This is a genomic window from Sphingomonas sp. S-NIH.Pt3_0716 (assembly GCF_003950715.1).
GTDB lineage: Bacteria > Pseudomonadota > Alphaproteobacteria > Sphingomonadales > Sphingomonadaceae > Sphingobium > Sphingobium yanoikuyae_A.
Genome location: NZ_QLJK01000030.1, coordinates 18,931 through 30,199 on the forward strand (window position 1 = coordinate 18,931; position 11,269 = coordinate 30,199).

Annotated in this window: 12 protein-coding genes; 8 read left to right on the plus strand and 4 right to left on the minus strand. The window is 66.1% G+C overall.

Annotation, left to right across the window (positions count from 1 at the left end; all coding sequences use genetic code 11):
- The first annotated feature begins 51 nt into the window (after positions 1-51).
- The 5 genes from BRX37_RS20665 (at position 52) to BRX37_RS20685 (ending at position 3,286) form a co-directional block, all read left to right on the plus strand.
- Positions 52-339 carry a DUF3572 domain-containing protein gene (locus tag BRX37_RS20665; RefSeq protein ID WP_125989179.1) on the plus strand — a complete coding sequence of 96 codons (288 nt, stop codon included), beginning with the start codon at positions 52-54 and terminating at the stop codon, positions 337-339.
- Positions 336-992: an HAD family hydrolase gene (locus tag BRX37_RS20670; RefSeq protein WP_125989181.1), complete on the plus strand. Its 657-nt coding sequence runs from the start codon at positions 336-338 to the stop codon at positions 990-992. Before BRX37_RS20665 ends, BRX37_RS20670 begins: the two co-directional genes overlap by 4 nt.
- Entirely contained in the window at positions 989-1,456 is a 468-nt protein-coding gene (locus BRX37_RS20675) for a RidA family protein (RefSeq protein ID WP_007715324.1), read from the plus strand. The genes BRX37_RS20670 and BRX37_RS20675 overlap by 4 nt, the downstream gene beginning before the upstream one ends.
- Positions 1,457-1,529: 73 nt before the next feature.
- Entirely contained in the window at positions 1,530-2,156 is a 627-nt protein-coding gene (locus BRX37_RS20680; RefSeq protein ID WP_486056842.1) for a glycerophosphodiester phosphodiesterase family protein, read from the plus strand.
- On the plus strand, positions 2,153-3,286 hold the full coding sequence (locus BRX37_RS20685) for a GNAT family N-acetyltransferase (RefSeq protein WP_125989183.1): 1,134 nt from the start codon (positions 2,153-2,155) through the stop codon (positions 3,284-3,286). The genes BRX37_RS20680 and BRX37_RS20685 overlap by 4 nt, the downstream gene beginning before the upstream one ends.
- Here the strand turns inward: BRX37_RS20685 and BRX37_RS20690 are convergent, their stop codons facing one another.
- Positions 3,287-3,583: an SEL1-like repeat protein gene (locus BRX37_RS20690; protein WP_029547874.1), complete on the minus strand. Its 297-nt coding sequence runs from the start codon at positions 3,581-3,583 to the stop codon at positions 3,287-3,289.
- Between the two features lie 237 nt (positions 3,584-3,820).
- Between BRX37_RS20690 and BRX37_RS20695 the strand changes: the two genes are divergently transcribed.
- Positions 3,821-5,092 (plus strand): multidrug effflux MFS transporter, encoded by a 1,272-nt coding sequence (locus tag BRX37_RS20695; RefSeq protein ID WP_125989185.1) that lies wholly within the window; start codon positions 3,821-3,823, stop codon positions 5,090-5,092.
- Positions 5,093-5,142: 50 nt separating this feature from the next.
- Here BRX37_RS20695 and BRX37_RS20700 read toward each other — a convergent pair whose 3' ends face one another.
- The 3 genes from BRX37_RS20700 to BRX37_RS20710 form a co-directional block, all read right to left on the minus strand.
- Positions 5,143-7,311, minus strand: coding sequence for a TonB-dependent receptor (locus BRX37_RS20700; protein WP_125989187.1), 2,169 nt, complete (start codon positions 7,309-7,311; stop codon positions 5,143-5,145).
- 87 nt (positions 7,312-7,398) lie between these two features.
- On the minus strand, positions 7,399-7,797 hold the full coding sequence (locus BRX37_RS20705) for a DUF2946 family protein (protein ID WP_125989189.1): 399 nt from the start codon (positions 7,795-7,797) through the stop codon (positions 7,399-7,401).
- Between the two features lie 128 nt (positions 7,798-7,925).
- Positions 7,926-9,488, minus strand: coding sequence for an amino acid permease (locus tag BRX37_RS20710; RefSeq protein WP_010338621.1), 1,563 nt, complete (start codon positions 9,486-9,488; stop codon positions 7,926-7,928).
- A 152-nt stretch (positions 9,489-9,640) separates the two neighbouring features.
- On the opposite strand from BRX37_RS20710, the gene pgeF reads away from it, so the two are divergent.
- Both pgeF and BRX37_RS20720 read left to right on the plus strand, forming a co-directional pair.
- The gene (gene pgeF, locus BRX37_RS20715) at positions 9,641-10,402 is read left to right on the plus strand and encodes a peptidoglycan editing factor PgeF (protein ID WP_125989191.1); all 762 of its coding nucleotides are present in this window, start codon (positions 9,641-9,643) and stop codon (positions 10,400-10,402) included.
- A gap of 54 nt (positions 10,403-10,456) precedes the next feature.
- The gene (locus BRX37_RS20720) at positions 10,457-11,242 is read left to right on the plus strand and encodes a FadR/GntR family transcriptional regulator (RefSeq protein ID WP_125989193.1); all 786 of its coding nucleotides are present in this window, start codon (positions 10,457-10,459) and stop codon (positions 11,240-11,242) included.
- The last annotated feature ends 27 nt before the right edge of the window (positions 11,243-11,269 follow it).

Consider the following 11,269-nt stretch of genomic DNA (forward strand, 5'->3'; position numbering starts at 1 on the left):
GAGAAGCCCCTTGGTGCGCGCCTATAGCCGCCCATTCCGCGAGAGCCAATCATGCGACCCGAGACCCAGAATGGCAAGCCGGATAGCGCCGCCGATGCCGAAATTTTGGCATTGATGGCAATGGGATGGACGCTGAGCGATGGTCGCCGGGCCGATCGGCTGCTGGCGCTGACCGGACTGGATGCCGATGCGCTGCGCGCCGGGGTCGGCAATCGCGCGATCCTGAGCGCCGTGCTGGCCTTCCTGGCCGACCATGAACCCGATCTGGTTGCCTGTGCCGAGGCGATCGACAGCAGCCCGGCGGCCCTGATCGCCGCGAAGGAGAATCTGAGCCGATGAGCCGTCCGCTGATCATCACCGACTGCGACGAGGTATTGCTGCACATGGTCGTGCCGTTCCGCCACTGGCTGGACGAGACGCATGACGTGCATTTCGACATGCGCGAACAGGGTTTTGCCGAAGCGCTGCGCCACAAGGACAGCGGCATTCCGCTGGAACGCGAACTGGTGTGGGAGTTGCTGATCGCCTTTTTCGATACCGAAATGGCGCGCCAGACCCCGATCAGCGGCGCGGTCGAGGCGCTGCACCGGCTGGCACAGATCGCCGATATCGAAGTGCTGACCAATATCGGCGAGCGCCACCACCAGCTGCGCATCGAACAGCTCGCAAGCCATGGCCTGCACCTGCCGGTCCACTGGAACCATGGCGGCAAGGGGCGCAAGCTGGCCAATATCCTGGCCGAGCGCCAGCCGAGCTGCGCCCTGTTCATCGACGATCTGGGCGAGCATCATGCGTCGGTCGCGCGTCATGCGCCCGATGTGTGGCGGCTGCACATGGTCGGCGAGCCCGAGATCGCCGGCGACATCCCGGTCGCGGACAAGGCCCATGCCCGGATCGACGATTGGGCCAGCGCCGAAAAATGGATCATCGCCCGCCTGGCCGAAGGGCCGGCACCCGCACTTTCAACGCCCCTGAATGGAGCCATTGCATGAGCATCGACGCCCGCCTTGCCGAACTCGGCATCACCCTGCCCGCCGCCGCCGCGCCGGTCGCCGCCTATGTGCCGGCGGTCGAGGTGAATGGCCTGCTGCATATTTCCGGCCAGATCGCGCTGAAGGACGGACAGCTGATGACCGGCCGCCTGGGCGAAGACCGCGACCTTGATTATGGCGTCGAGGCGGCGCGTGCCTGTGGCCTGAACCTCATCGCCCAGATGAAGGCAGCGCTGGGCGGCGACCTCGACCGGGTCGAGCGGATCGTCAAGCTGGGCGCCTTCATCGCCAGCGCGCCCGGCTTCACCGACCAGCCCAAGGTTGCCAATGGCGCGTCGGAACTGATGGTCGCGGTGTTCGGCGAAGCCGGCAAGCATGCCCGCAGCGCCGTCGGCGTGCCGGTGCTGCCGCTGGGCGCAGCCGTCGAGATCGACGCGATCGTGCAGGTTCGCCCCGCTGCATAAGCGGCCCGACTGGCTGACCGCCCGCCCCTTCGCCCATCGCGGGCTGCATCGGGCGGGCATCAGCGAAAATGGCATGGCGGCGTTCGATGCCGCCATCGCCAAGGGGCTGGGCATCGAATGCGATGTCCGGCTGAGCCGCGACGGCCGGCCCATCGTCTTTCATGACGCCAGCCTGATGCGGATGGCCGGGCAAGCGGGCGCCGTGGCGGATCGCGATACGGCAGAACTGGACGCGCTGCGCCTGCCCGATGGCGGCGCGATCCCGCGCCTTACCGCACTGCTCGATGCCTGTATCACGACGCCGCTGCTGATCGAGATAAAGGTCGAGGGACGCGATGTCGCGCCGACCTGCTCTGCGGTGGCAAGGACGCTCGACGGCCGCGATCAGCCGGTGGCGGTGATGTCGTTCAACCCGCTGGCGATGCGCTGGTTTGCGCAACATCGGCCGGACATGGTGCGCGGACTGGTGAGCAGCAGCCAGAATAAGGGGCGGCTGCGCGCGCTTTTCGACCGCACCCTTGCACTTTGGCTGGCCAATCCCGATTTTCTGGCCTGTGATATCCGTGACTTGCCCTTCCGCTTCGCCGATGCCGCCCGTCGCCGGGGGCTGCCGGTGTTGAGCTGGACGGTGCGCAGCGCGGCGCAGCGGGCGATCGCTGCGGCCCATGTCGACCAGATCATCTTCGAGGGACCAGCATGAGCGAATTTGTCGCGCGCATCGCCGGTGGCGTCGCCGACCTGCCCAGGGCGCAGTGGGATGCCTGTGCCGGCAGCGCCAATCCGTTCATCAGCTGGGATTTCCTGACCGCACTGGAGCGGTCCGAAAGCGTCGGGCCGGGCACCGGATGGCAGCCGCTGCCGATCGTCATCGACGGGTCGGACGGGACGATTGCAGCCGCCGCGCCGCTCTATGCCAAGACCCACAGCCAGGGCGAATATGTGTTCGACCATGGCTGGGCCGATGCCTGGGAGCGGGCGGGCGGCCAATATTATCCGAAAATACAGATCGCCGCGCCCTTCTCCCCCGTGCCCGGCCCCCGATTGCTGCTGCGCGATTCGACGCTGGGGCCGGCGCTGATCGCGGGAATCGAGACGTTGGTCGAGCGCAACGACCTGTCATCGGCGCATGCGACCTTCGTCGATCCCGACCAGATCGCGCTGTTCGAGGCGGCGGGCTGGCTGATTCGCGAGGACAGCCAGTTTCACTGGCACAACAGGAGCTATGCCGGGTTCGAGGATTTCCTGGCCGAGCTGTCGAGCGAGAAGCGCAAGAATATCCGCAAGGAAAGGCGGCGCGCGGTCGAGGGGCTGGAGATCGTCCACCTGACCGGCAGCGACCTGACCGAAGCGCATTGGGACATCTTCTGGGATTTCTATCAGGATACCGGCGCGCGCAAATGGGGCAGGCCCTATCTGACCCGGTCCTTCTTCTCGATCCTGGGCGAGACGATGGCGGACAGGATATTGCTGATGCTGGCGCTGCGCGAGGGCCAGGCGGTTGCCGGGGCGCTGAACCTGATCGGCGAAGATACGCTCTATGGCCGCTATTGGGGATGCCGCGAGGACGTGCCCAACCTGCATTTCGAGCTATGCTATTATCAGGCGATCGATGCGGCGATCGCGCGCGGGCTCGACCGGGTCGAGGCGGGCGCGCAGGGCGGCCACAAGCTGGCGCGCGGCTATGCGCCGCAGCCCACCTATTCGGCGCATCATATTCCCAATGCGAGCTTTCGCCGGGCGGTGGCGGGCTTCCTCGACGCCGAGCGGGAGGAAGTGCAGCGCGACCGTTTGTGGCTCAATGAAAGAACGCCCTTCCGCAAGGAAGGCTGATCAGGCGGCGCGGACTTCGGTCGCGACGATCCAGGCACGGGCCTGGCGCTGGGCCTCGGCAATCTCGCGCGCGGTCATTTCCTCGGCGATTTCGGCGCGCATGCTCTGGCCGGCTTCGCTGCCGCCACGGGCCGCAAGGTTGAACCATTTATGGGCCTCGACCAGGTCGATCGGCATGCCCCCGGTGCCGCAGCTATAGGCGACGCCCAGTTCGAAACAGGCCTCTGCCGAGCCGTGGGCCGCACCGGCCATACGACTATCCATCAAGAACTGCGCACTTTTGAGACTATTTGCCATGATCTTCCCCTGTATCCCTAACCCAATGTTCCAACCTTTGGTTTGCGAGTGGGGGCAGAATGCCCGGCAGGCCGTAAAAAATGGTTAACGGCAAAATCGGCATATTTGCGCAGTTTGCCCGAAGCTGCTGGATGCGGCAGGGTTAATGCCCGGTGGGCGATGACAGGTGGGCGATGAGGGGCGGAAATAAGCGCGTTGGGGCTGGCGCCGCCGGGCGATTGTCCGCATAGGCCAGTGATGGCCGAAAATTCCCCCATGGGCGTGCAGCCTGCCGCAAAGGATATTCATTTCCGCGAGTTCGTGCTGCTGTGTGCGTGCCTGATGGCGATGAATGCGCTGTCGATCGATCCGATGCTGCCGGCCCTGCCCGATATCGGCCGCGACCTGCATATCGCCAACCCCAATGACCGGCAGTTGATCATCAGCTTCTATTTCATGGGGCTGGGCGTGGGATCGCTGCTGTTCGGCGTGCTGTCCGACCAGTTCGGGCGCAAGAAGGTGCTGGGCGGGGCGATGATATTGTTCATCCTGTCCTCGATCGCCTGTGCCGGGGCGCACAGCTTCACCATGTTGCTGATCGCGCGCACCAGCGCCGGCTTCTTTGCCGGGGCAAGCCGCGTCATCACCGTCGGTATCATCCGCGACCGGTTCAAGGGCGACGCGATGGCACGGGTCATGTCGCTGATCTTCGCGGTGTTCATGCTGATCCCGGTGATGGCGCCCAGTTTCGGCCAGGCGATATTGTGGATCGCGCCATGGCGCTGGATCTTCTGGGTGCTGGCGATCCTGGCGACCGCGATCCTGGGCTGGATGGCGATCCGCCTGCCCGAGACGCTGCATCCCGACAATCGCATCCGCATCAACCCGCGCACCATCCTCCAGACGGTCGGCACGATCTTCCGCACGCGCAGCTCGATCGGTTACATGCTGGCGAGCGGCGTGGTGATGAGCGGCCTGATCGGCTTCATCCTGTCGGTGCAGCAGATCTTCTTCGACGTTTTCCATGCGCAGAAGATCTTCCCCCTCGCCTTTGCGACGATCGCCGGCAGCATGGGCATCGGCAGCCTGGTCAACAGCCGGCTGGTCTCGCGCTTCGGCGCGCGGCGGCTGAGCCAGAGCGCGCTGATCGCCTTCATCCTGATTGCGGCGGTGCATCTGGCGGTGATCCTGGCCGGGCAGGAAACGATCGTCACCTTCATGGTCCTGCAGGCGATGACGATGATGACGGTGGCGTTCACCGCGTCCAATTTCAGCGCGATCTCGATGGAGCCCTTCTCCAAGGGAGCGGGCGTCGCCTCCTCCTTCCAGGCGTTCCTGACGACCGCGGTGTCGAGCGCGCTGGGCAGCCTGGTCGGCCGCGCCTTCGACGGCACCACCCTGCCCTTCACCTTGGGGCTGCTGGTGTTCGGATCGGGATCGCTGTTGATCGTCTTCTGGGCGGAGCGCGGCAAGCTGTTCACCCGACCGCACCTCAACGCGCTGCGCGAGGATTATGAGGCGATGCACTGATAGACGGATAAGGGGCCGGGCGCACCGATGGGATGCGCCCGGCCGGTTCGTCAGAAGCGCGTGCTGAGGCCCAGATTGATCGAGCGGCCCATGCCCGGCACCGGGCGCAGCACGCCGGTCGCGCCATAATCGCCCAGTGACATGCCGCCGAGCGGCAGGTCATAGCCGGCGTCGAAGAGATTCTTCGCCTCGACCGTCAGCTTCAGCCCCTTGGCCCAAAGCGGCAGCGTATAGCCGGCGCGCAGGTCGACCAACGCATAGCCGCGCGTGCGCGGTTCGTTGCGGGTGGCGTCGACGCGATTCTTGTCGGCGACAAATTCGACATCGGCGCCCAGTTCCAGCGCGTCGATGCGATGGGCGAGGCCCATCTTCAGGTCGAGCGGCATCTGGCGATAGAGCGGGCCGCCATCCGACAGATTGCGGCCATGGACGTAAGCAGCGCTGGCGGTGAAGCTGGTTTCGACATGGGCGCTGCGCTGGAGCGGCACGCTGGCGCTGACATCGACGCCGTAAAATTCGGCATCCTGATTGGCGAATTGCAGCTGCACGAAGCCGCTGGGCATGCCCATCATGTCGGTCAGATCCTGGAGATGGACCGCGTCGATATAGTCGTTCACGCGGGTATAATAGGGCGAGATCTTCAGCGTCGCCCCGCCCTTCGCAGTCAGGCGCAGCGCGGCGCTGACCGTGTCGGCCTGTTCCGACTTGAGGTCGAGATTGCCGACATAGCCATTGCCGTCGCCATACCAGCCGATCATCTGGCTGGCCATCGCACCCCGGCCCCAGGCATAGCGTTCGTAGAGATTGGGCGCGCGGCTCTTGTGCGCATAGCCGAGTTCAAAGGCGAGCAGGTCGGACGCCTGCCAGCTGGCCAGCGCGGTCGCGCTCCAGTTGTTGTCGGTGCGGCGATGGCTGCGCGCATTGAAGGCTTCGGCCGCCATGGCGTCGGCCATGTTCATCATGCCGGTGCCATAGGGCTGGACATCGCCCGTATTCATCCGCACCCGATCGAAGCGCGCGCCGATCGAGGTGGAAAGCCGATCGGTCCAGTGCGATTCCCATTCGCCGAACAGGCCCAGCCGGTCGCGCCGGCCATTGTTGATGTTGATATAGGGATTGGGGCCCATCATCATCGATCCGGCGACCGGCGGCCACCAGTCGTCCATGCCCTGATGCTGATAATCGCCGCCCACACGCAGCGTATCGTGCGGGCCGACCGGCAGGCTCAGCTTCACCGCCGAGGTGAAGCTGTGAATTTGCGTGTTCATCGGCATGGAGCCGGGCTGCTTGTCGGCGAGGAAGTCCATCCGATGGGCGGTGTCGCGATAGCCGACGCTGGCATCGACATCGCCCCAGGCGAAGGTGCCGCGATAGCGGCCGTTGAGGAACCAGGACTTGTTCGAGGTCATGTCCATATATTGGTTCGGGAAGCCCTCATAGGGCGAGAAATGATAGCCGCCCTTCAGTTCGAACAGGCCGAGGCGGGTCTGGGCGGCGAGCGCCAGTTGATGGTCGGTCTTGGCATATTCGGTCGAGCGGGCCACGCCCCGGTTACCGCCGCCGTCATAGTTATCCGACTGGGTGTAGGAGCCGCTATAGGTGGCGCTGATCCGCTTGCCCGCGACCGTCAGCGTGACGCCGCCGCCAAAGGCGTCGCCATTGCTGCGATAGAAGCTGGATGCCTCCCCCGTGACCAGGGTGCCGCCATCGACGGCGAAGCGTGGCATCGCGCTTTCGACGGCGATGATGCCGGCGATATTGTCGCCGCCCATGCTGACCGGCGAGACCCCCGGCACCACCGCGATGCTGCCGACCGTCTGCGGATCGGTATAGGAAAGCGGCGTATTCATGTCGTTGGGGCAGGCAATGTCGACCGGGATGCCGTCAAGCGTGATGCGAATCCGCTGTTCGGTCAGGCCACGCAGCGCCGGCATGGAGGAAAAGCCGCCGCCGCCATTGGCCGCGACGCCGGGCAGGCTGGCGAGGATGGCGGCAGTGTCGCTGCTCGACAGGGCGCGGCGGCGCAATGTGCCGCTGCCAAGCCGGGCGCCGTTGAGCGGCGCGCTGCCGATATCGAGCGCAGCCGCGTCGAAGCGGGTCTGGAGCGGCGGGGCCGCGTCATCGGCGATGGGGGTATCGGCCGGCAGGCTGTCCTGCGCGGCGACATGGGTGGGGAGCAATGCCAGCGATGCGGCGATTGCGACGAGAGATGTCTTCATCGGAAACCCTGTTTGCGCGCGCCTGCCTTCCCGGCAGGGGCGCTTGATCTGAAAGAAAGGCCGCGCGGCGGCACGGCCATGGTCGGATCAGGCGGGTGGTCCGCGCAAAGGGGGACGCAGATGGCCGATGCGCACAAGCGCAGGCGGCCGCACCGGCGCGAAGCCGAGCAGCAGCACGAAGGCGAGCGCCAGCACCAGGATCAGCGGATCGGCGCCGCCGAGCGATGCCATGGAGAGCGCGCCATAGGGACATGTGCGCTTGGCCGCATCGGCCGGCTGATGATCGGGATCGGCCTGCAAGGGCACGATCAGTTGCGAGGAGGTGCTGCCGATCGCGGCGTCATGGCAGAACTGGATGACCAGGGTGCGCTGTTGCTGCGCCAGCATGAAGCCGCCGGGCAGCAAGGCCTTCATGCACAGCGCCAGCAGGACAAGCGCCAGCGCTTGCCCCCGATGCTGCTGAAGATAGGCGCGCAGGCTCCCCATGGGGACGGCCTAGCCCGGCCCCCGCCCGCTGTCACCAAGACAAAAGGTCGCAGGGGTCGGGCCGGCAGAGGCACCCAAGAAAAAAGGGGCGGTCGCCCGCCCCTTCCTTCCATCGATCGTCAGGCCGATCAGGCGTCCTGGCCGCCCGGCGTGTGCGCGCCCGGCAGCGGCGGCACCGGCTGGGGCGGGATGCCCGCGCCAGCCTCCGCCACATCGACCACGCCCCGGCCGACATGGCTGCGGCTGCGGCTATAGGCGAAATAGACGATCAGGCCGAGCGTCGCCCAGCCGACGAACATCAGCTTGGTTTCAACGCCCAGGCTCCAGAAGAGATAGGCGCAGCCGGCGATGGCGATCGGCGCGGTGATGTAGATGGCCGGAGTGCGGAACGGACGCTTGCGGTCCGCATCGGTCTTGCGCAGGCGCATCACCGCGATCGACACGGCGGCGAAGGCGAAGAGCGTGCCCGAGTTGGAGATGTCCGCCAGGATGCCGACCGGGAAGAAGGCCGCGAACAGCGCCACGAAGATGCCGGTCAGGATGGTGATGACGTGCGGCGTCTTGTAGGTCGGATGCACCTTCGAGAAGAGTTCCGGCAGCAGGCCATCGCGGCTCATGACGAAGAAGATGCGGGTCTGGCCGAACATCATCATCAGGATGACCGAAGGCAGGGCCAGGCCGGCGGCGAGGCCGAGCAGGTTGCCGATCTGGGGCCAGCCGATTTCACGCAGGGTCCAGGCCAGCGCTTCCTTCGAGCAGGTGACGGCTTCGGTGCCGGCAGCGGCCAGCGCGGCGCACTGCTGCGACAGGGCGGTCGAGCCGGGGGCGAGCACTTCGCCGGCCGGGCCATAGACCGGCTGTGCGCCGACGGTGCCGATCACGCCGGCCGCGACCAGCATGTAGAAGATGGTGCAGATGGCGAGCGAGCCGATCAGGCCGATCGGCATGTTGCGCTGCGGATTCTTGGTTTCCTCCGCTGCGGTCGAAACCGCGTCGAAACCGACATAGGCGAAGAAGATCGAGGCGGCGGCGGCCGACACGCCCGAGAAGCCGAGCGGCATGAACGGGGTGAAGCCCTTCATGTTCATGACCGGCACCGACAGGACGATGAACAGGGTCAGCGCCGACACCTTGATCGCGACCAGCACCGCGTTGACGGTGGCGCTTTCCTTGGTGCCGATGACCAGCAGCCAGGTGACGAGCGACGCGATCAGCATCGCCGGCAGGTTGACCATGCCGCCATCGAACGGCCCGCGCGTCAGCAGATCGGGTATGTCGAGGTGGAATGTATGTTCGATCAGGCCAACGACGTAGCCGGACCAGCCCACCGACACGGCGCCGGCGGCGACCGCATATTCGAGGATCAACGCCCAGCCGACCATCCAGGCGATGAGTTCGCCCATCACCGCATAGCTGTAGGTATAGGCGGAACCCGAGACCGGGACCATGGCGGCCATTTCGGCATAGCAGAGCGCGGCAACCGCGCAGACGAAGCCGGCAATGACGAAGGAGAGCATCATGCCCGGCCCCGCCTTTTGCGCGGCCTCGGCCGTCAGCACGAAAATGCCGGTGCCGATGACGGCGCCGATGCCCAGCATGGTGAGTTGGAATGCGCCCAGTGAGCGATGCAGTGATTTTTTCTCTGCCGTCGCCAATATGGCGTCGAGAGGCTTAACGCGCCCGAAAATCATCAATGAAACCCTTTATTGGAGTCTTCTGCCCGGGCGACGCGTTAGCCGCCCCCCCTTTTCTGTGGGACGGGAGACTATCGCCTAATCCGCCATGCGCAAGTATGTTGCGCTTCTGAGACATGCTTCTTCACTGAACGCGCGAAGGAAATTTTATGATCGAGTTGCTGCGGGCGCCCGCGCTGGGCGATGTCCCGCATGGCTTTGCCGGACGACAGGGGGGCGTATCGACCGGTGTGTGCGCCGGGTTGAATGTCGGGCTGGGGTCGGAGGATGACCGGCTGGCGATCCTGCGCAACCGCGATCTGGCGCGCGACGCGCTGCTGCCCGGCGCGACGCTGGTGACGGTGCGACAGGTCCATTCGCCCGATGTGGTGACCGTGACCGCGCCGATCGCCGAGGATGAACGGCCCGAGGCGGATGCGATGGTGACCCGCACGCCAGGGCTGATTCTGGGCATATTGACCGCCGACTGCGTGCCGGTGCTGTTTGCCGACAGGGAAGCCGGCGTGATCGGCGCGGCCCATGCCGGCTGGAAGGGCGCGATCAGCGGCGTCACCGACCGGACGATCGCGGCGATGGAGATGCTGGGCGCGACGCGCGCGGGCATTGCCTGCGCCATCGGCCCCTGCATCGGGCGTGCTTCCTATGAGGTGACTTTGGACTTTGCCGAGCGGTTCGAGCGGGACGACGCGGACAATGCGCGATTCTTCAGCGCCGGGCGGGCGGGCCACTGCCAGTTCGACATTGCCGCCTATGTCGCGTCGCGGCTGCAGGCGGCGGGGATCGGGCGGATCAGCCTGCTGGACGAGGACACCTATAGCCAGGCCGATCGCTTCTTCAGCTATCGCCGGTCCTGCCATGCGCAGGAAGGTGATTATGGCCGACAGATATCGATGATCGCCTTACCCAGCTGAACCCGGCTGAGGGGCTTCAAAAGCCGGACAGAGTAGCGCATGAGAGGGGCTGACATGACCAGTTCTTCCCAGACCCTGCCGGACGTCGGCGATGGCAGCCGCCTTTATCAGCAACTGGCCCGGCGGTTGCTCGCGGACCTGGCGGGTGGCCGCTATGCCGTGGGCGACCGGCTGCCGCCCGAGCGCGAGTTGGCGATCGAGCATGATGTCAGCCGCCCGACCGTGCGCGAGGCGATCATCGCGCTGGAAGTGCAGGGGCTGGTAGAGGTGCGGGTCGGATCGGGTGCCTATGTGGTGCGGATACCCGGCGCCGATCGCCAAGCGGCCGAGGCGCCGCGGTTCAGCATCACCGCCTTCGAACTGATGGAGGCGCGACTGGCGATCGAGGGCGAGGCCGCGGCGCTGGCGGCACTGCATGCCCGACCGGACGAGCTGGACGAACTGGACCGGCTGGTCGAACAAATCGCCAGCGAGAATCTGCGCGATGGCGATGCCTATGCCGTCGACCAGCAGTTTCACATGCTGATCGCGCAGGCGACGCGCAACGCGGCGCTGGTCGACAGTGTCGCGCGGCTGTGGGAAATGCGGGCGAGCGCGCCGGAATCGCGGCTGCTGCTCGCCAAGGCCCGTGCCGCCAAGGTGACGCCGGTTGTCGAGGAGCATCGCGTCATCGCCCAGGCGATCCGGGCGCACGATCCGGCGGCGGCGCGGGCGGCGATGCGCGGCCATCTGGCGGCGGTGATCGACCATCTGCTGTTCGCGACCGAGGAGGCCGCGGTCGAGGAAGCGCGCAAGGCGGCGCAATCGACCCGCGCCCGCTTCGCCCCCGGCGCGGACTGATCCCGACAGGGCAAAATTGACAGCGAT

Bases quoted from the DNA above. Each gene is read 5' to 3' on its own strand.
- BRX37_RS20665 (WP_125989179.1), top strand. From the start codon at position 52: ATGCGACCCGAGACCCAGAATGGCAAGCCGGATAGCGCCGCCGATGCC.
- BRX37_RS20670 (WP_125989181.1), top strand. From the start codon at position 336: ATGAGCCGTCCGCTGATCATCACCGACTGCGACGAGGTATTGCTGCAC.
- BRX37_RS20675 (WP_007715324.1), top strand. From the start codon at position 989: ATGAGCATCGACGCCCGCCTTGCCGAACTCGGCATCACCCTGCCCGCC.
- BRX37_RS20680 (WP_486056842.1), top strand. From the start codon at position 1,530: ATGGCGGCGTTCGATGCCGCCATCGCCAAGGGGCTGGGCATCGAATGC.
- BRX37_RS20685 (WP_125989183.1), top strand. From the start codon at position 2,153: ATGAGCGAATTTGTCGCGCGCATCGCCGGTGGCGTCGCCGACCTGCCC.
- BRX37_RS20690 (WP_029547874.1), bottom strand. From the start codon at position 3,583: ATGGCAAATAGTCTCAAAAGTGCGCAGTTCTTGATGGATAGTCGTATG.
- BRX37_RS20695 (WP_125989185.1), top strand. From the start codon at position 3,821: ATGGCCGAAAATTCCCCCATGGGCGTGCAGCCTGCCGCAAAGGATATT.
- BRX37_RS20700 (WP_125989187.1), bottom strand. From the start codon at position 7,311: ATGAAGACATCTCTCGTCGCAATCGCCGCATCGCTGGCATTGCTCCCC.
- BRX37_RS20705 (WP_125989189.1), bottom strand. From the start codon at position 7,797: ATGGGGAGCCTGCGCGCCTATCTTCAGCAGCATCGGGGGCAAGCGCTG.
- BRX37_RS20710 (WP_010338621.1), bottom strand. From the start codon at position 9,488: ATGATTTTCGGGCGCGTTAAGCCTCTCGACGCCATATTGGCGACGGCA.
- pgeF (WP_125989191.1), top strand. From the start codon at position 9,641: ATGATCGAGTTGCTGCGGGCGCCCGCGCTGGGCGATGTCCCGCATGGC.
- BRX37_RS20720 (WP_125989193.1), top strand. From the start codon at position 10,457: ATGACCAGTTCTTCCCAGACCCTGCCGGACGTCGGCGATGGCAGCCGC.